General features: G+C 69.3%; 9 protein-coding genes. 5 read left to right on the top strand and 4 right to left on the bottom strand.

Annotation, left to right across the window (positions count from 1 at the left end; all coding sequences use genetic code 11):
• Position 1 precedes the first annotated feature (1 nt).
• Positions 2-2,557: a DUF262 domain-containing protein gene (locus ACIPJI_RS21760; RefSeq protein WP_402248108.1), complete on the bottom strand. Its 2,556-nt coding sequence runs from the start codon at positions 2,555-2,557 to the stop codon at positions 2-4.
• 108 nt (positions 2,558-2,665) lie between these two features.
• Positions 2,666-3,502, bottom strand: coding sequence for a hypothetical protein (locus tag ACIPJI_RS21755; protein WP_402248106.1), 837 nt, complete (start codon positions 3,500-3,502; stop codon positions 2,666-2,668).
• A 142-nt stretch (positions 3,503-3,644) separates the two neighbouring features.
• Here ACIPJI_RS21755 and ACIPJI_RS21750 point away from each other — a divergent pair, with 142 nt between their 5' ends.
• Both ACIPJI_RS21750 and ACIPJI_RS21745 read left to right on the top strand, forming a co-directional pair.
• On the top strand, positions 3,645-3,938 hold the full coding sequence (locus ACIPJI_RS21750; RefSeq protein ID WP_402248105.1) for an excalibur calcium-binding domain-containing protein: 294 nt from the start codon (positions 3,645-3,647) through the stop codon (positions 3,936-3,938).
• A 211-nt stretch (positions 3,939-4,149) separates the two neighbouring features.
• On the top strand, positions 4,150-10,113 hold the full coding sequence (locus ACIPJI_RS21745) for an AAA domain-containing protein (RefSeq protein WP_402248103.1): 5,964 nt from the start codon (positions 4,150-4,152) through the stop codon (positions 10,111-10,113).
• Between the two features lie 45 nt (positions 10,114-10,158).
• Here the strand turns inward: ACIPJI_RS21745 and ACIPJI_RS21740 are convergent, their stop codons facing one another.
• On the bottom strand, positions 10,159-12,330 hold the full coding sequence (locus tag ACIPJI_RS21740; protein ID WP_402248101.1) for a UvrD-helicase domain-containing protein: 2,172 nt from the start codon (positions 12,328-12,330) through the stop codon (positions 10,159-10,161).
• A gap of 174 nt (positions 12,331-12,504) precedes the next feature.
• On the opposite strand from ACIPJI_RS21740, the gene drmA reads away from it, so the two are divergent.
• The 3 genes from drmA to drmC are packed head-to-tail and all read left to right on the top strand — an operon-like array spanning position 12,505 to position 18,973.
• Positions 12,505-16,323: a DISARM system helicase DrmA gene (gene drmA, locus ACIPJI_RS21735; protein ID WP_402248099.1), complete on the top strand. Its 3,819-nt coding sequence runs from the start codon at positions 12,505-12,507 to the stop codon at positions 16,321-16,323.
• The gene (drmB, locus tag ACIPJI_RS21730) at positions 16,320-18,212 is read left to right on the top strand and encodes a DrmB family protein (protein ID WP_402248098.1); all 1,893 of its coding nucleotides are present in this window, start codon (positions 16,320-16,322) and stop codon (positions 18,210-18,212) included. Before drmA ends, drmB begins: the two co-directional genes overlap by 4 nt.
• A complete protein-coding gene (gene drmC, locus ACIPJI_RS21725; protein WP_402248096.1) occupies positions 18,209-18,973 on the top strand; it encodes a DISARM system phospholipase D-like protein DrmC in 765 nt (254 codons plus the stop codon). Before drmB ends, drmC begins: the two co-directional genes overlap by 4 nt.
• 609 nt (positions 18,974-19,582) lie before the next feature.
• Here drmC and ACIPJI_RS21720 read toward each other — a convergent pair.
• Positions 19,583-20,401, bottom strand: coding sequence for an SDR family NAD(P)-dependent oxidoreductase (locus ACIPJI_RS21720; protein ID WP_402248094.1), 819 nt, complete (start codon positions 20,399-20,401; stop codon positions 19,583-19,585).
• Between the last annotated feature and the right edge of the window lie 25 nt (positions 20,402-20,426).

Genomic DNA, 20,426 nt, shown 5'->3' with positions numbered 1-20,426 from the left:
CTCATGCCCTCCGCGCCAGATCCAGCGCTGCCGTGTGGACGAACCAGTCCAGGACCTCGCAGACGGCGTCACCGTGGTCGGTGAACACGCTGAGCGGGAATGACGGGCGCAGCTCCAGCTTCGCCTCAGGCAAGTCGATCCCGTCGATCTTGTTGAGGCGGTGCAGGAACTCCAGGCGCTGCTCGGTGTCGTCGAACGGCGCGCGTTCTTTGAGGTACTGGAAGACAACCTCTACAGTCCCGCTGACCGGGTAGACCGCGAACGGCCACAGCAGGTGTGGTCGGTGGCTCGTGCCGGCATCCAGCATCGGGAAACAGCTCGTCTCCTCGTGCTGCCCGTAGTTGAGGTAGCCGCCCTGCCTGCGCCAAAAGTCCAACGCCGCCAGGACCCCTGGCGCTGCCTGAGGGTTGTGTTCCTGCAACTGGTTGCGGAACCGTGCGGCGGCCTCGGCGTTCTCGTCGTCCGGGAGCGGATCACGGGCGGTGGCCTGAGTGACGTCCTTGCCCAGCAGGGTGGCCAGCTCGGCGGCTGTCAGACGCTGCGACCGATGAGCACGGCCCGACGGGTCGAACCGTACTCCTTCGCGCTCCAGAAGCTCCTGCGGGGGTCGACGGTTGCTGCCCTCCGGCCATCGGAAGGACGCCGAGATCTTGCCGTCCGCAGTGAGGACGCGATAGGCGCCGATGACCGATGAGTTGGATGCGAGATAGGCGCCGACCGGCACCGGGTGGCTGCCGATCAGTTCGGCGACGTCGCCGTATGTCGTCCAGGTCCCGCTCGGCATGGCGACCAGTGCGGCCCGCACCTCGGCCCAGCCCGGAGACTCCTCGCTCGCGGCCGGCTTCACGCCACCGACCGGGCCCGGCCACAGAGCCTTGGCACGCTCCGAGAGCCGGTCCGCGCGGTCCAAGATCTCGGCCTTGCCCCAGCGCTCGGAGGAGGCGATCTCCAGGTTCATCCGCAGGGCGCTGGACTCGAGGATCTGCTGTTTGCGCTGGAAGGGGTGGTTGGAGAGCTTCGAGTTGTCGCCGGTCAGGGTCAGGTTGCCGAGCGTGTGCACCAGCAAGTCATGGAGCTCCTGCGGGGACTGGCCGTCCTCGGTCTCGTCGGCCAGCAGATCGAACCACGCCTGGGCGGGTCGTTGGGGAAGTACGTGCTCCACACTGAGCGACGCCCTCTCGAAGTCGACCGGCTCGGTGGGACGGTAGCTCTCCTCCAGGCGGCGCAGGATGAAACTCCGCTGCGGCGGACGGCCGCTCCAGTAGAAGGGCTTGCTGCGGATCGCGGAGTGCAGTTCCTCGTCACTGGGCCAGCGACGCCGCCTGCCCGACAGGAAACGCTGGACGGCTTCGGAGGCCGTGCGGTCCGTCTCCAGCTCTTTCGGGGCCTCCATGAAGATGCGGTTGAGTCCGGTGGTCGGGGTCTGGCAGATCAGTCGCCGCACGAGGTACGACTCGACATGGCCCAGGGCCTCGGCTGCGTCGTCCGCGGTGGTGCGGCCCGCCTCGACCAGGTCCAACAAGTGCAGCGCCAAGGGGTGGTGGGTCTGGCCGCCCCAGGCGGTCAGACGCTCCAGCGCCGCCCGCAGGGCCGCGGAGGGTTCGCGGTGGGGCTCGAGAATGCGCAGGAATCGTTGCCCCCGTTCGGCAAGCTGTGCGATCTGCTCCTGCAGGGCCTCCTCGTCGCCGGCGAGCGGCTGGAGCCGCTTCTGCTGCTCGCGGTAGATCTCACTCTGCTTCGTCTTGTGGTGACCTCGTACGATCAGGTCCAGCCAGACCAAGTGTTCGAGGTTCTTGGGGCCGAGGCTCTGCTGCATGGGGAGCCACAGCTGCCGGTACACCAGCTCGCCCCGCGTGGGCAGGAGCATGAACACGTAGTTGCGCAGCAGGTCGCTCTGACTGAGACCGACACCCGTGTTGTTGATCGACTCGAAGATCCGGTAGACGTTGTCGCCGGACTCGGCGGTGATCTCCACGATGGAGAGCAGATCCTTGAGGACGGTCTCGACCGTCTCGACCCACTGTCCGGACTCGCTCGCCTCCTGGGCCTCCGAGAGCACGCCACGGAAGAACCTGTACGCCGAGCCGATGTTGCCGCTTCCGCTCGCCTGCGGGGTCGACTCGATGCAGGCCGTGTACGCCTCCCGGTCGGCCTGGGTCGGCAACAGGCGGTAGTGATCGAGGTTCTTCTGATGGAACTCGTTGACGAGGACCTGCCGGTGAACCCGGTCCGTGCCCCGCTCGTCGCCCTGCTCTCTGAGGTGGTCCCGGAGGGCGGCGAACGCCAGCATCAGCGTGGTCAGGCGCTGTTGACCGTCGACGACGAGCCACTTCTGGACGCCACCGGCCTGCAGCTGCCCTGGTGCGAGCACGACAGAGCCCAGGAAGTGCGGTGCGGAGAGCTCGCCGGAGAGGTGCTGGTCGACAAGTTCGCAGACGTCTTCCCACAGGCGTTGCAACTGATCCCTGCCCCAGCTGTATGTCCTTTGGTAAAGGGGCACTTGGAACTGCTTCTCGCCCTGGATGAGCTTGAGGAAGGTGATCTCCTGCGCGCGCATGCGCATCCTTTCCGTGTCCGCCGGCCGGCCGTTGGGTCGATTCATGAACCTTGTCAACGGTGCGGGCAGCTCGCCACCGGTTCGCCGAAGGTGACGCTTCGGGGTGTATCAGGCGGTCTCGCGGCCCGCAGCGACCGGCTGGCTCGAGATCCTGGGCATCGTCTCGTTCGGCGAGCGGCGCAGGAGCTTCATGCTGCGGCCCTCGAGCCAGGCGTTCCAAGACTTGAGGTAGTAGAGAAGGTGCTCGCGTGAGTCGTCACGGCGGCGGTGGGTCTTGCCGGCGGCGAGGCTCAGCATGGTGTTGCGCAAGGTCAGGCGGGGGTCGCCCGGCTCCAGCCATGCGCCCGTGACCACGCCGTCCTGCCATGCCGACTGGTCCACGTCGGGGCGCTCCCTCGACGTCACGTACCAGCCGATCGTGGCCGCTGTGACGGTGATACGGCAGCCGCGGTTGAGGGCGACGCCGTGGTGGAGGGCGTCACGGATGCCCGGGTGCTTCTCCAGCAGGGTCAGGAGCTGGTCGTTGCTGGTCACCGACGACCCGCCGCTCCATGAGGAGTTGGGCGAGTGCAGGTAGAGGTGCAGACCGCGCAGGGCCGCCGCCAGGTGCGTGGCGTTGGCTTCGCCGGCGAGTGCGAGGGCGTCACGGCCGGTTCGCTTGCGGCCCGTGTCCATGACGGTGAAGGCCGTACGCGGCACGCCGTGTGTGACCGTCAGCGGCACCGCGATGCCTGCCTTGGCGATGGCGGCCAGGCGATGCTGTCCGTCGATGAGTACGTCGTCCTCGTCGAACGCGATTCCCTGGTGCGTGAGTTGCCACTCGCCGCGTTGGATCTGTGCGGCCAGTTGCTGAACGGTGTTCTTGCTCAGTGGTCGATTGTTGGAGTTTCGCGTGAGCCATGTGGTGGCCAACTCGGGTGTGACCTTGCGAACTTCCATGTGCATCGGGCTTGTTCCGTCTTTCGTCCTCGAGGCGGAGGCCTGAAGGGACAGGCCGCGTGGAGACAGCGTGCATCATAATTGTGAACTGAGTCAATAACTATCTGTTAGGGTTCATGTGTCTCCAGGGTTGTCACTCCCTTGCTGGATGCGCCCTAGCGTGCGCCGAGGGAGGGGCGATGGCCGCCGGTGCCAGTCGAACGTGAAGAGGGCCGCTGTGGCTGCCGTTGATGGCGGCAATGGGGTCGAGGTCGGGTGTGGCTGTCTCGCGGGCCCTCTGGCTCTTGGTGTTTGGCGGGTCGAAAGAAACGGCTCGGGCGGTGACGGCGGCGTCTGCTGTCGGCCCGTCAGGACCGCCGGTGCGGCGCCGATCTTGCGTGGTGGGCCGGGCAACGCCAAGCGCCTTGACCGTGACGGGGGCGGCATCGGTCGCAACACCTGAACGGCGCCTCGCCCGCGGCTCCAGGGTCCCTGGGCGGGCGTGGTGACGGGCGGGTTCCGCAGTACGAGGCTCCTGGTACGCTCCATTGCGTGTGCTGAGTTCACACAGAGTGGGGCATGACGCGGGTGTGTGCTGCACTGGTGCTCCGCGTGGCCGGGGCGCGATCACAAGCAGGCCAGCTTCTTGGCCCTCAGTAGCAGTGGAGTGGCGTGTGAGCCAGGGCGAGAACGTGCTGAGCGACGGCATCCTGCCGATCGGCTCCGTTCATCACTACGACGACGGCCTGCACGTCAGCGTCGACGACATCGTCCCGTACAAGCTGGTGAACCCCGACGATTCCTATGGTGTCCGGCTGGGCGACGATGTGATCCGATGCACGTTGTTCCTCAGCAACGGCACGGGGCAGCCCATCGACGTCGACGGCATCGGTCTGTTGGTCCGCTGCGGGCCGTACGGCAAGACGGCCCGCCAAGTGCAGGACTACCAGAGCGACGCTCTCGACGACGAACTCGACGGGACGCTGCGCACCGGACGGCGGCTGTCGGCAACCTGGGCGTACAGCATCCCGGCAGGCACCGCCGGTGACATGGACATCGAGGTACGGTTCCGGAGCGGGCACGAACGGGAGAGCGTCACGTTCACCACCGCCAAGCCTGCCGTGCCCGCCGAGGCTCGCGTGCCGGACGCCAGGACCGCGCCGGCCGTGCCCGGCGTCCCCCGGGCCGCGGCCGTGCCGGACCAGGCGGTGTTGTTCGGTGACGAGCAGCGCTCCCTGTTCACGGACCCCGAGCCGGACCCCACCGACGCCGACTACCTGCTCGCTCCGGCGTACACCGCTCCCGTCGCCCCGCCGGCCGACGACACCGACGCCGCGCGTGTCCGCCAGATCTTCCGGTTCCTGGCAGAGGCGGAGGCGTCGAGGACGCGCCCCGTGCGAACCCTTGACGGAGCCGCCGGCACCGTGTGGTTCGACGAACTGCCGCACGAACCCGGTGTCGCCGTCATGCTCGACGGGGCGCTCGCGACCGACGACCCAGCGTGGCTCACCGTGGCCCGTCCCGAGCGTCAGGACGCGCCGCAGCCGAAGCCGCTGCTCGCACCCTGGGTGGACGAGACCCGCATCCGAGACTTCAAGCAGACGCGCGCCCCGCATCTGCGGCGACGGATCGAGCCCGAGTTCCCCGACTGGGCGGAGGGCATACCGCTCGAGAAGACGTACGACGAACTGGACGAGCACCCGAAGCGGGAGAAGATCGAGAAGCTTTACGCAGCCTGGGAACAGGAGTGGCTCGCGTGGGCCGAGCGCCGGCGCGCCATCGACCCGTTGGTGCGGCTCTACGACCGGCTCCACAAGATGCACGAGGACGCCGCCAACCTCGGCGAGGCCTATGAACTCGTCCTCGGCTTCGGCAGGCTGACCTGGCAGACCACCGCCGGTCAGCGGGTGGAACGGCACCTCGTCACACACCGGGCGACGATTCAGCTCGACCCGTCCACCGGCGTACTCACCGCCGCCCCCGACCCGACCGGCGCCGGGATGGAACTCGAAGAAGGCATGCTGGAAGCCGTCCAGCATGTGCCGGGCCCCGTACGTGAGGAAATCGTCGCAGTCCTCGAGGACGCCTCCGACGCCACCGATCCCGAACACCTCGACGCCCTCCACACAGCGCTGCGCAGCTGGGTCAACGCCGCCCACAGTGCGGGCAGTTACCTGTCTGATCTTGAGCGGGCCAAGCCACGCAGCCTCGACGTGCCACACGTGGGCTTCACCCCGGCGCTGGTGCTGCGTGAGCGGAACCGGCGGTCCACCCTCGACGCCCTCAGAGCCATCACCCGTCAGATCGACGCGGGTACGCCGCCCACCGAACTGCTCGGCTACATCGCGGGTCGTGACGGTGCGCTGACCGCCGCCGACCTGGCGGAGGCCGAGGACGGCGGCACGGATCCCGCCGCAGGCGAGATGTACTTCGCGCTCCCCGCCAACGAGGAACAGCGCACCATCGCCGAGCGCCTGCGTTCCAACCGGTTGGTCGTCGTCCAGGGGCCGCCCGGCACCGGCAAGACGCACACCATCGCCAACCTGGTCACCGACCTGCTCGCCCAGGGCAAGCGCGTCCTCATCACCAGCCACACGCCCCGTGCCCTGCGCGTGCTGCGGGACAAGCTGCCCGAGTCCGTGCGTGACCTGTGCGTCAGCCGTACCGAGGACGGCGCCGCGGCGCAGCGTGAACTGGAAGCATCGGTCCAGAAGATCCTCAGCGAGTACTCGGGATACGACCCGCAGGCGTCCGAGCGCGCGATCCGCAGCCTCCAGGCACGGCTGAGCGCCGCCCGGTCCGCACAGCAGGCCATGCTCCGTGACCTCGCCCTGTTGCGGGAGCAGGAGACGCACCGCTTCGAGGCGGAGATCGGCGACTACAGCGGAAGCCTCCAGGACATCGCCGAACGGCTCACCGCAGAGGCCCATGCTCACGACTGGCTCGGGCCGGTGCCGCAGGAGCAGCCCGCGCTGAGCGCCGAGGACGCCCTGCAGCTGCTGCGCACCACACGCGCCTTCACTCCACACAACCAGGCGCTCGCCGCCGAGGTGCCCGGGCCGTCCGAGCTGCCGGGGCCCGGCGCGTTCGAGGAGGCCGTCGAGATCGTGCGCTCCGCCGAGGAGGCGCACACGGCGGTGCGGCAGGACCCGTTGAGCCAGGAGTACGACGCCGCGGTGCGTGGACTCACCGAGGCCGAACAGCAGCGGCTGTCGACAAGCCTCGACGCCTATGCCGCCGCCCGCGGCCGTGCCGCCTCGCTCGCCGCCGCGTCCGGCGAGTGGGCCGTCGCACTGTTGCGCGAGGTGGCCGCCGGCCAGGACTGGCAGGCCCGCAGCAGACACGCCGCGGTGAACGAGGCCCTTGCCGCCGTCGACGGTTCACTCGCGACGCTGCGCAACGCCATGGTCAGCGGCATCGAGCAGTACCACCCGGCCACCGCCCTCGGTCAGGCGACGGCCCTGCACGACGGGCTCCGCGAGGGCCAGAAGCTGCGCGGACCGCTCGGCATCCGCTCCAAGCTCGCCAAGACCGTCGGGGCTTTCGTCGAGGCCGTACGCGTCGACGGCCGTGCACCCGAGGACACGGACACCGCGGCCGTCGTCCTCGCCCGCGTACAGCTCGAACTGCGCCTTGCACAGGTCGAGTCGGATTGGGGCACTCCCGCCGCGCCCTGGCTGGGGCACGGTCCGCGCCTCGCCCGCCTCCGGCAGGAGGCGGAGGCACTCGAAGCGGTCCTCGCGGTCGGTGCCGCACGGACCGACGTGCTGACAGCCGCCGCCACCTCCGCACAGCTCATGTCCGCCGTCTGGCACGACGCTGCCGTCGAGAACGCCGTTCGCGCTCTGCTGCGCGCAGCGACCACCCTGCGCGCCGCAGAGCAGTCGCGCCGGGTCATCGCCGACGCGGAGGAACTGCTGCGCACCTGGAGCGACCGGCAGGGGGTCTCGCCCGCGGTGGCACGGGCACTCGATGCGGTCCGCTACCGGAACACCGACGGTTATCGTGAGTTCAGCCAGGAGATCGCCGAGGTCCGCGAGGCGGCTCGGCTGCGAACCGAGCACCATCAAGCGCTTGCCCGGATGCGGGAAGCGTTCCCCTCGCTTGCTGAGAGGATCACCGAGAACGCCGATGACCGGATGTGGGACGAGCGGCTCCCCGCGCTGACTGACGCATGGGCCTGGTCCGCCTGGCGGGAGCGCATGGAGCGGCTCACCGACCCGGAGGCCGAACGCACCCTGCGCCGCAAGCTCACCGAGGCCGACGACGAGGCGCGCATCATGCTCGCCAGGCTCGCCGCCGCGCGCGCCTGGCACCGCTGCCTCGGACTGCTTACCGGCGACCAGTCCCGTGCTCTCAGCGCCTACCAGCAGGCCGCACGCCGTATCAAGGGCAAATATCAGCACCGCTACCGGCGTGACGCCCAGGCCGCGCTGAGCAAGGCCCAGACGGCCGTACCCGCCTGGATCATGCCGCTGCACCAAGTGGCGGAAACGGTGCCCATGGACCGGCCCGGCATGTTCGACGTCGTCATCGTCGACGAGGCCAGCCAGTCCGGACTGGAGGCCATGCTGCTGAGCTGGCTCGCCGACCGCATGGTCGTCGTCGGCGACAGCAAGCAGGTCAGCCCCTCCAACGTCGGCCTCAAGCAGGACGAGTACTTCCACCTCCGCGACCGGCTCCTCACCGGACTCGAGGCGGACGTCCGCAGCCTCTTCGGGCCCGACTCCAGCTTCTTCGACCTGACAGAGGCACTGTCCGCGGGCCGCGGCACGCTCATGCTCAAGGAGCACTTCCGGTGCATGCCGGAGATCATCTCGTTCTCCAACAAACTGTGCTACAACCGCCGTCTGCAGCCCCTGCGTCAGTACGGCGCCGACCGCCTGCCGCCGGTGCGCACCGTGTACGTGGAGAACGGCGAGGCCCTGGGCGCCAACTCCCGCTTGGTCAACGTCGCGGAGGCGGAGGCACTCGTCGCCGAGGTGGTGCGCTGCTGCGCCGATCCCGCCTACGACGGCAGGACCATGGGTGTGATCAGCCTCCGCGGCAGCAAGGCGCACCTGGCGGAGCTGGAGAACCTGCTGGCAGAGCGCCTCGACTACGAGCAGCGCGAGGCACGGCGCATCCGCGTCGGTGATGCGGAGGACTTCCAGGGCGACGAGCGCCACGTCATGTTCGTCTCATGCGTCAACTCACCCACCACCGCGGCCGGGACGGTACCGGGCGGCTTCAACGGCAAGACGTACGAACAGCGCCTCAACGTCGCAGCCTCCCGCGCCCAGGACCAGCTGTGGGTGTTCCACAGCGCCCGCACCGAACAGTTCCACGAGAACGACCTCCGCCGGCAGTGGCTCGACCACCTCACCCGCCCCGCGGAGGAGGAGACCGTCGCGGTCGAGGGAGCGGTGCTGCCGGACGTGCGGCACGAGGCCTTCGACAGCCTCTTCCAACAGAAGGTCTACCTGGAACTGACGGCACGCGACTACCGGGTGCGGCCGGGCTATCGGGTCGGCCGGCACGCGATCGACCTGGTCGTGGAGGGCGGTACGCGGCGCCTTGCCGTGGCATGCGACGGCGACGCGTTCGCCGAAGGCGACGACGCGTCCACGGCCGCTGCCCGTCAGCGGGATCTGGAGCGCGTCGACTGGACGTTCGTCCGCATCCGTGGCAGCCGCTTCCACCTGGACCGTGATCAGGCACTCGCGCCGCTGTGGGCAGAGCTGGAGCGACTGGGCATCGAGCCGATCAAGGAGGGCGACGAGGAAAAGGCGGCCGAGGAGGTCATCGCCGCCCGGCAGGCGGTAGGCATGAGCGGACCGGAGGACACCGGCCGCATCACCGAAGCTGCCGAGCCGGACGAGGAGGTGGGGGCCGCTGCAGCCGGGGCGAACGAGCGTTTCGGGACCGAGTGGTCCGCGGGCGAGCAGTCCACAGAAGAGTCCGCCCTGGCCGAACCGGTGGACCGGGCCCCGGTGCCTCCAGTCTCGGGCGAGCCCGCTGCAGCCCTGATCCCTGCCGAACCGGCACCGGCGGATCCGGTGCCGGCCGATCGGACGCCCACCGAGCAGGTACCCGCGCCTCGGCAGGCTGTTCGGCCCCCGAAGGCGCCGGCCGCGCGACCGGGGTCCTCTGCGGCAGACACCGGAGAGCGGCTGTCCGAGCCCCGCCCTGCGTCCGGGAGCTTCCCCGTGCAGTCGATTCCCGCTGCAGCTTTCCGGCGTCTCCTGGGGGAGATGCAGCAACTGCAGGCAGCTGTCGACGCGCCCGACGAGACCCCGGACGGCATCGACGCCGCCAACCTGGTGTTCCTGCGCAAGACACAGGCCGATCAGCGTGATCGCCGTACCAAGCGGCTGGCGTTCCTGCGAGGGTTCCTCGACACGGTCGCCGTCGACGGCGGCTCCGGAGCGCCGCAGACGGTTGTACCCGGCGCCCTGTTGGTGCTCGAGTTCGACGGCCAATTGGACGAGGAGACGCTCTACACGGTCGCCGAACTGCCCACCGGCGGCGCGGACATCGTCTCGCCGTCATCACCGCTCGGGCATGCCCTGATGTGGCAGCGAGCAGGGCGTGAGGTGTCGTACAACGCCTCCGCGGACAAGGCGCACAAGGTCGTGATCCGCGAGATCCGGGCCTGAAAGGCCGGCCTCCTACCGGCCGCGGGCGGCGGCCGGTAGGAGGTCTCAGTCGGCCACCGGGTCCAGCATCGGACTGCGCTGCCCGCTCCACGAGACGGCCAGCGCGTCTCGGGCCCGGGTGCACGCCACGAAGAGCAGGCAGTGTTCGGCCAACAGGTCCTGCTCGTGCTGGAGCGGGTCCACCTCGGCAGGCGTCACCTGGTGGGCGAACGGCAGCACACTGGACGTCACCCCGACGACGGCCACGCAGCGGAACTCCAGCCCCTTCATTGCGTGCATCGTGGCCACTCGGACGCCCGAGACCCCGGGACCGGGATCGTCCTTGACCGCTACCGCGGCGATACCCTCCCTGCGCAGTCGGTTGATCACCGCGTCGACCAGCGTGTTGAAACGCGCGCACACCGCGACCTCGGAGGGCTTGACGCCGTCCTGGTCGATCCAGACTCTGATCTGCTCCACCAGCGCCCGCAGCTCCTCGTCCTGGCTGCCGTACCCCCGTGCTGACGGGATGCGGCCGTGGAGCTCCGAGCGGTACCCCCGCAGCGAGTCCCTGCCACCGTCGTCATCGTCGTCCTCGCCGAGGCGGCCGACCGGGCGGCCGTCCAGCAGCGAGGCCGACCAGCGCAGGATCTCGTCCGTGCTGCGGTAATTGATCCGCAACCGCGACGTTCGCCCCCGGACATGGACACCGAGTGAGCGCAGCGAGACCCGGGAGTCGTAGATGCGCTGATGAGGGTCACCGACGAGGAAGATGTCGTCCGACTGCGGTGCCGCACACGCCCGGAGCACCCGCCACTGGGCCGGGTGCAGGTCCTGCGCCTCGTCGACGACCACATGCCGGTAGCGTGGGCCGCTCGCCCGCAGCAGCTCCGCGGCCTGGTCGCACAACTGTGTGTACGTCGCCGAGTCACGCGAGGCCAGGTCCGCCGTGAACCGCTCCATCACCCGCCACAGCCGCGCCCGTTGAACCCGCCCCACCTGTGTGCCGCGCCCACGCCGTACACAGCGCAGATACTCCTCCGGCGTCCGTAGCCCCTGAGCCAGGACGACATTGCGGTACTCCTGAGCCAGGAACTGCGCGGTCCACGGCAGGTCCTCGCGAGCCGTTGCCCTCGTCCAGGCGCTGCGCTCGGCCGCCGCCGACAGCGGCTTGGGCATCCGGCCACGGGACTCGCGTACGACACGAGCCGCGAGCGAGTCCACCGTCGTGACGTCCACCCGTTCCAGTAGATGGGCGTCCGCATCACCGAGGAGCAGAGACAGGCTGTCGCGCAGCGCCGCGGCCATGGCGTTGGTGAAGGTGGTCAGCAGTATGCGCTCGCCCTCGCGGCCGGTGCGCAGGAGATGACGCACCCGGTGGAGGGCGACCACCGTCTTGCCGGTGCCGGGGCCACCGGTGACCTGTGCGGGGCCGTTGAAGCCCGGGTGGTAGGCGTACCGCCGCTGGGCCGGGTGCAGGAAGATGCGCCAGCGCGTGAGGTCCTCGGCGAGGATGCGCTCCAACTCGCCCGGTCCGGTGACCTCGACGATCCGGTTCGGGGTGTTCAGGATCGCTTCCGACAGGGTGACTACGGGACGCTCCTCGGCGGTGCGCACCGTCTGGCCCCGTGGTGCGATCACCTGTTCCCAAACATCGTCCGCCGACCACCCGTCGGCCAGGTACTCCAGTACCTCGTACTGGTCGGCCGGCATCATCGGGGGCGTCATCACGCTCAAGTCCTCGGCGGTGACGCAGACGCGCGCCAGGCGCAGCACCTGATCGTCGACGCCGAGATTGCGGAGCACGGTGTCGGAGTGCTTGTCGAAGAGGCGGGTCGGAGTCGTGTCAGCCTTCGTCTCGAAGTACGTCTCCATCTGCTCGAGCGCCTCGACGTTGCGCACCTCCAGGGCGCCGGTGGCGCCGTTGACGGAGTAGGCACGCTTCACCGCCCAGCTGATCGCGTCATCGTGGGGCGCTACCCGCAGCAGCGTGAACAGGTCGCTGCCGTCGTCGGGTGCCAGAAGTACGCCCCGGTAGAACTTGGTGACGCGTATGGTGCGGATGCGGGGGTCGCGCGCCCGCTCGAGCTTCTCCAGATGTATTCCCTTGCTGGCATGAAGTTGGGGGACGGTCATGCTCCGGAACATCTGGATCGCGTCGTTGACCTCCTTCTGCACAGGTCTCTGCAGGGAGATCAGATCCGCGACGAAGTCGTCGGAAAGGGCGAGTCGGGGCATGGGCGTCCTCGGGTCGCGCGGTGGACGGTGGTCGGGACCAGGGTAGAGAGTCCGGTGTCGGACGACGAGAGCCCCTCCTCTCCTTGTGTGAACTCAGTCAACAATCTATATTGTTCCTGCGGTTGTCGCCCATGCTTCCGTGCCCCGGTTCCGTCGTCCGAAAGGACCCACCGCATGCCGGCCCAGCCCGACCAGGCCGCCGTCCCGCATCCGCTCGACGAAGTCCCGCAGACGTTCAAGGCCGGAGACTCCTACGCGGTGCGCGACGGACTCGTCACGTACATTCGGCGCGACCTTCTCGGACCGTGGGACGGTGAGAGCGAGACGCTCTCCACTGCCTCTTCCGGCCCCCGGGACCGGTATCTCGTCGGCATGCTGGGCCCTCGGCCCGGCGCGGTGACGGCGGACAGGATTGCGTTGGCCGCGGCCCAGAGCGCGGACGGCGACTCGGGGGACGAGACCGAACGCGACGACAACGAGCAGCAGGATCGGCTCACACCCCAGGCGGCCGGCCACATTTGGGCCTCGTCCATGGGTATGTCGTTCACGGTTCCGGCATCCGTCGGCACTCTTAGCGTTACCGCGGGGTGGGGCCGTTACAGGCAGTCCGAGGAAGCCACCGACCGGGGCACCACCCGTCGGGTCTGGTCGCGCGAGCCCGTCGAGCACCTGAAGGACATCGACGTCACCGATGCCGCCGACCGGACCGTCCCCCTCGAGGAGGACGCCGTCGTTCTTGACGTGCAGGTGCGGCGTCATGCCGGCCGGGCGGGCGAGGACCTCCGCATCGTCGAGCTCACCCTGGTGAACCGGCAGGACGACAGCAGGGATGCGCGAGACGCCCACTGGCTCTTCCAGACCCGGCTCGAGGTCACCGCCTTCCCTGACGACCAGGCAGCCGTCTTCTTCCCGGTCGACGACCCCCTCGACCAGGCGAACCGGGGAAACGCTCCGGAAGACGCCGAAGACCGTCGTCTGCGGCTCCTGTACCGGGACAGCCTCAGCCACGCCAAGGGCCGCAACGTCGCAGTGCACGCCGAAGTGCGCGAGGGGGAGCGCAACGCCCACCGGCTCACCACCACCTGGCTGCCCGAGTACGATGTCCGCGCCACCACAGCGCCCACCGTCGGTGAGCAGGACCTGCTCAAGGGCCTCGAACTTGGTATGGACGAACTCGCCACCCTCGCCGTGCCCGCCCGCCGCGACGAACTCAGCACCGCGCTCGCCCCCCTCGCCGACGGCTACGGGATCTGGCTCGAACGGCAGCGGCGCAGCGCACAGTCGCTCCCCGACGATCTGAGGGAGTCGGCGCTCGTCGCCATCGATCAGGCCGTCGAGATCTGCGACCGCATCACCCTCGGCATCGACACACTGGTCGCCGACAACAACGCGCTCGAAGCCTTCCGGTTCGCCAACCGGGCCATGGCTCTCCAGCGCCGTAACACCGCCATCGCCGCCGCCCGCGCCGGCCGGGAGGACGAGCGGGACTCCTACCGGGAGGCGTACGACGCGGTCCACGCCAAGGGGAAGGAGGCCGCCAGCTGGCGGCCCTTCCAGCTCGCCTTCGTGCTCCTCAACCTCGCCTCCCTCACCTACCCGGGCCACCCGCACCGCGGCACCGGCCGCGAGGCACTCGTCGACTTGCTTTTCTTCCCGACCGGTGGTGGCAAGACGGAGGCCTACCTTGGGCTCGCCGCGTACACCTTCGCGCTGCGGAGGCTTCAGGGCACGATCGGCTCGGGCGCCGACGCGCGCAGCGGCGAGGCGGGTGTCGGTGTCCTCATGCGCTACACCCTGCGCCTGCTGACCGCCCAGCAGTTCCAGCGCGCCGCGGCACTGGTCAGTGCCTGTGAAGTGCTGCGCCGTGAGGAGTTCGCGCGCGACGTGCGCTGGGGCGCCACACCGTTTCGCATCGGACTGTGGGTGGGCACCTCCGTCTCACCGAACTGGTTCGACGAGGCGAAGGAACAGATCGCGGATGCCAAGGAGAACGCCAGCGACAAACACGCCCGCGTGCTCCAGGTCCTCACCTGCCCCTGGTGCGGCACCGGCCTGACCGCCCGCAACCACATGGAGTACGACGAAGGCCGCCGCCGCGTCGTGCTGTACTGCCCACGGGCCGAGGGGGAGGACCGGTGCCCCTTCTCGCGGCTCGACGCCCCGGGCGAAGGCATTCCCGTCCTCACCGTCGACGAGGAGATCTACCGCCTCGCCCCCTCGCTGCTGATCGCCACCGTCGACAAGTTCGCCCAGCTGCCGTGGAACGGGTACGCCGGCCTGCTGTTCGGCCGGGTCACCGAGCTCTGCCCGCGCCACGGCTACCGCCACGACGACCTGGACGCCAAGACCGGCTGCGGCAGTCGCCATCACGCCAAGGGCCCACTGCCCGGCGTCACCGCGCAGCCCGTCACCCGGCTGCGCCCGCCGGACCTGATCATCCAGGACGAGCTGCACCTGATCTCCGGCGCGCTCGGCACCACGGTCGGTCTCTTCGAGTCCGCCATCGACCAGCTGTGCACATGGAGCGTGCGCGACGCCGACGGACGCCGCCACGAGGCCGGGCCGAAGATCGTCGCCTCGACGGCCACCACCAAGCGCGCCGCGGACCAGGTCCTCGGCGTCTTCGGCCGCAAGGTCGCCGTCTTCCCGCCGCAGGTGCTCGACGTCGGCGACACGTTCTTCTCCCGGCAGGTCGAACTCAGCCGCGAGAACCCGGGCCGCCGATACCTTGGCGTCTGCGCCCACGGCACCCGCCTCAAGGCCGCCGAGATCCGGGTGGCGGAGATCCTCCTGCTCGCCGGCCAGCAGCTCTTCGACGACTACGGCAAGCCCGCCGACCCGTACATGACGCTCGTCGGCTACTTCAACGCGACCCGCGAACTCGCGGGCATGCGCCGCTACATGGACGACGACATCACCACCCGCGTCCGTTCCAACGGCAGCCGCAAGGGACAGGACACCCTGTCCGACCGCATCATCAGCAGGACCGGGATGCTCAGCATCCAGGAACTGACGTCCCGCATCTCCTCCTCGGACATCGGCGCGGCACTCAAGCGCCTGGAGACCGGTTTCGATCCCGAGCGTGACACATCCGCGAGGCGGCACGCGTTTCTGCGCGAGTACGCGGCGGCCCACAAGGAGAAGCGCGAGCCCCGCGCCTCGATGACCCCCTTCATGCGCCAGGCCGTCGACGTAGTTCTCGCCACCTCCATGCTCCAGGTCGGCGTCGACGTCTCCCGCTTCGGACTCATGCTCGTCGTGGGACAGCCCAAGAACACCGCCGAGTACATCCAGGCGTCGTCCCGCGTCGGCCGGGACGCGAAGCGACCCGGCCTCGTCGTCACCCTCTACAACTGGGCTCGGCCGCGCGACCTCGCCCACTACGAGGACTTCGAGCACTACCACGCCACTTTCTACCGCCAGGTCGAAGCGCTGTCGGTCACCCCCTTCACCCGCCGGGCCCTCGACCGCGGCGTCGCCGCCACCTATGTCGCAGCGCTGCGCCATGCCGCGTACGACACCTCGCGGAACCTTGACGCCCACGACGTCGATCTGGACGGCCCGCTGGCGGCGGAGGTGGAACGGCGACTCCTCGAACGGGCGGAACGGGTGGGCCGGGAGCGTGCCCGTCAGTACCTCGGCGAACGCCTGGACCGGCTCAAGGACGAGTGGCGCCGCAAGCGCGACGAAAGCAGCGCCGCCCTCGGATACCGCAAGGAGAAGCGCAAGAACACCGTCGTCAGCGGTCTTCTGCGCCGTGCCGACGGCTCGCAGTGGACCGATCTGACCGTCGGTATGTCCATGCGCGAGACCGAGAACGAGATCAACCTGCTCCTGCCGGGCGGCGGAGCCTTCCTCGACGAGCCCGCGGGCAGCGGCCCCGACTGGAACTTCGGCGCCTCGGACACGGACACCGATCCGGACGAGGCGGCCACCGTCGACAGCGACGAGTACGGAACGACCGCCGGCGGAGCCGGGAAGGGACAGCGATGAGCGCCCACACCAACCGCAGGGTCGGCGCCGTCCGCCCCAGCCACCTCATGTACACCGCCGGCATCGGCTCACTCGTCGACCTGCCCAACTTCTCGGTGCTCGTCCGGGGGATCGACTCCTGGAGCTACTCCGGTGTCACGGATTACGACATCGATGAACCGCGGCTGAGGGCCGCCGTCAACCGGACCCTCCAGAGGTACGGCCGAGGCGAGATCGAGCAGTTGCGGGCCGCCCCATGGCTGGAGGGCGCGGACTCGGACCCCAAAGGGTGGGCGGCGCAAGGGATCGGCGTGCCCGTGACGCCGTTTCCCCAGTGGCTGCGGTGCACGGCGTGCAACGTTCTCGCCGCCGTGGACTCGGGCGAGTTCGCCTACGTCAACCCCAACCCTCGCACCCCGCACGAGGCCAAGTTCGTCCACGACTGCAAGCGCGGCAAGCCCCTCGCGGTCGCGGCCCGCTTCACTCTCGTCTGCACCGACGGACACCTCGACGAATTCCCGTACACCTCCTACGTCCATCACGGCCAGACCTGCGGCAAGACGCCCCGCCCCAAGCTGCGGATGAAGGACCACGGAGGCAACCAGGCGGCCAATGTCACCATCGAATGCGTCGCGTGCGGCACGAAGCGCAACATCCGTGAGGCAATGGGCGACCGGGGCCGGCGCAACCTGCCGAACTGCCGGGGACGGCACCCCCACCTCGGCACCTTCGAGCCCGGCGGTTGCGACAAGGACGCAGTCCTGATGGTCGCCGGCGCATCCAACCAGTGGTTCCCCCTGACCCTCAGCGCGCTCGCGCTGCCCAAGGGCCAGGGCGGGGACATCGACAAATTGCTCGACGACCACTGGCCGGAGCTGAAAGGCATCGAATCCCGCGACAACCTCACGTTCCTTGCCGCCATTCCCGCGTTCGGCTACCTCAAGGACTTCGACGCGGACGCCGTGGTCGCCGCCGTCGCGGCCCGCAAGGCCGGGGCGGACGGTCCTGCCCCGTCCGCACCCGACGTCCAGGACTGGCTGTTCGGACCCGAATGGGACGCGCTCTCGGGACCGGTCCCGCCGCCGAGCGACGACTTCACGCTCCGCCCGGTCACGGTGCCGGCGCCGCTCGGCGAACTCTTCTCCGACGTCAGGCAGGTCGAACGACTCCGTGAGGCACGGGCGCTGATCGGTTTCACCCGCCTCGACGCCCCCGACCCCGAGTCGCCGGAGATCGCGACCCGCGTCGACCTCTCCCGCGGCACCCAGAACTGGGTGCCGGCCAGCGAGGTACGAGGCGAGGGCATCTTTCTGCGCGTACGTGACGACCTGATGGCCGACTGGACCATGCGGATGGAGAAGTCGCCGGAGATGGCGGCCCATCGGGAGGCGTTCGCCCGATTCCGCACCAACCGCAAGTCGGACCGGAAGACGAGCGACTTCGATCCCCTGCACGGGTGGCCCGGCGCACGCTACATCGCCCTGCACACGCTGTCCCACCTGCTGATCCGGACCATCGCTCTCGAATGCGGCTACAGCTCCGCGTCACTCGCCGAACGGATCTACGCGGGCAGCGACGACAACCCGAAGAGCGGCATTCTCATCTACACCGCGGTGCCCGACTCCGAAGGAACACTCGGCGGCCTCGTCTCACTGGCGGAGGAGCGGGATCTCGGCCGGATCGTCCGCCGCGCCCTCGGCGACGCCTCCCACTGCTCGGCCGACCCGCTGTGCTCCGAGAGACTGCCACACGACCCGGCCGACTATTTGCACGGAGCGGCCTGCCACGTCTGCCTGTTCGTCTCCGAGACGACCTGCGAACGCGGAAACCGGTTCCTCGACCGCCGGTTCCTCGTACCCCTCTCCGGCGAGAAGGACCAGGTGCTCACGCCCGTGGCTCTGCTGCCGTGAGCCGACGCAGATTCGAGGCCGCGGCAGAGACGGCAGCCGCGGCACTCGGCCCCTCCCGAACGAAGGACCTCGCCGGCCTGTTGGCGAGTGGCCGAGGCCGGGAAAGGGCACTGACCGAGCTGTCGACACCAGGGGTCCGCGAGGCGGTCGAGCGCCTCTACGAAGCGCTGACAGTGGACCGGGTTCCCCGTGAGGAGGCCGCGGCGTACCTGCGCGGTTACGTCGCAGCCATGATTGGTGCCCGGGACTCGGTCCAGGTCCGAACGGTCTGGAGTGGGCCGTCCACGTCTGCGGTGCCGGTACGGGCCACCGCGCAGGTACTCATTGAGGTCATCAACAAGGCGCGTCACGAACTGCTGGCCATGACCTACGCGGCTCGCCCGTACCCTGCTTTGACGCAGGCGCTGACGGACGCAACCGCCCGCGGGGTCGTTGTGCACATCGTCGTCGAAACCCTGGCCGGCGCGGGTGGACTGCTCTCGGGGCGAGAACCGGCCGTTGCGTTCGCGGAGGTCCCCGGCGCGCACTTGTGGCACTGGGCACGCGACCCGGCATCTCAGGGGCGGTCACGCCAGCATGCCAAGCTCGCGGTGGCAGACCGTCGGGTCCTGTTCCTCGGCAGCGCGAACCTCACCGAATCCGCGGCGCGGCGAAACATCGAAGCAGGGGTGCTCATACAGGGCGGGGACGCGCCCCAGCGTGCCGCCGAGCACATGGTTTCGCTGCAACAGCGCGGAGTGCTCAGGCCGCTGACGAAGTGAAGAAGGGGATTCTCTGTTTCGGTCCAGGAGATCACCTGGACCGAACGCACTCCGGCAGACAGGTAGCAGGCCATGAACCACCGACCGTCTAGTACGGCCGGCCTGACCGCTTTCCCGGTGCTCGCCACCGCAGGGCTCAGCGGGTGCGGGCTCCGGCCCCTTGGAACGCTGTGTGCCGAAGGGACGACCCCCGTGAGTTCGGCCGGTCTCAAGGGAACGTACCAAGGCCGGAGGGACGCCGAAGACATCACCCTGGAGCTCGGCAGTGACGTAGGTCAGCTTGGGGGCACACTCACCGCGGAGAACTGACCCACCGGGGACTACTACCAGGACGAAATGGGCGACACGTTCGACGGCTCCCTAACCTGGCCGATCGACCGGCCCTCGTAACCTGGCGAGTCGCCTCTTCTGCGGCTTCACTTTACAAACCTCAGGACATGCTCCGCGGGGAAACGGACGATCTGCTCACCATCGCCGACGCCTCCGACCGGACTGTCGTCTACAAGAACGACGAGCCGGACACCTGCCCGTCATTCCGACTGGACTGAAGCAGCCCTGACCCGACAGGTGGCTCCTCGCGGGCGGACGCGTCCGCGTGGCCACCTGAGGTCACGTACCGGTTCGCTCCGAGCCCCTGGGCCCCAGCCCCGCCTGCGGCTGTCCGCCGTCGACGGGGATGTGGGCGCCGTTGACGGCCTCGGAGGCGGGGGAGAGGAGGAAGGTGACGACGCGGGCCACCTCCTCGGCGTACAGCAGCCGACCGTTGGGGTTGCGGGCCGCATAGGCGGCGTAGGCCTCCGGGTCCCGCTGGCGGAGCCGGTCCCAGCTCTTGCCGGGCAGGAGGATCGAGCCGGGGCTCACGGTGTTCACCCGCACCCGGTAGGGCGCCAGCTCCTGGCACAGCGCGCCCGCGAGGTAGATCTCCGACGCCTTGGCCGCTCCGTACTGGGCGGGAAATCGTGGCTTCCAGCCGGAGATGGAGGAGACGAGCACCACGGAGCTGCCCGGTCGGAAGGCCTCGAGCGCCGACCGTACGGCCCGGACCGCGTGGCCCCCGTTCAGCTCCCAGGTCGCCTGCCAGTCCTCCCGCGTCGAGTCGAGGAGACCGCCGCCGCGTTTGCCGCCGATGTTGGCGACCAGCCCGTCGAGGCCGCCGAGCCTGGCGGCCGCCTCGACGGTGAAGTCCTCCAGTTCGTCCGGCGCGAGCACATCGACGGATCCGGTGACGACCGTGCTGCCGAAGTCCTCTTCCACGGAGGAAGCCGCGCGGGCCAGAGTCTCGCTGTCCCGGCCGCAGATCGCGACCGACGCCCCTTCCGCGGCGAGCAGGCGGGTGACCGCGTAGCCGAGGCCGCGGCTGCCTCCGGTCACCAGGAACGTCCGCCCGCGCAGGCCGTAGGAGACGGCAGGTGCTGTGCTCTCTTCCATGAGGTCACTCTGCCATCCGGCTGCT

Source organism: Streptomyces sp. NPDC086835 (assembly GCF_044745705.1).
GTDB lineage: Bacteria > Actinomycetota > Actinomycetes > Streptomycetales > Streptomycetaceae > Streptomyces.
Note: the sequence above shows the minus strand (reverse complement) of the source record. Positions and strands in the feature narration are given on the sequence as shown.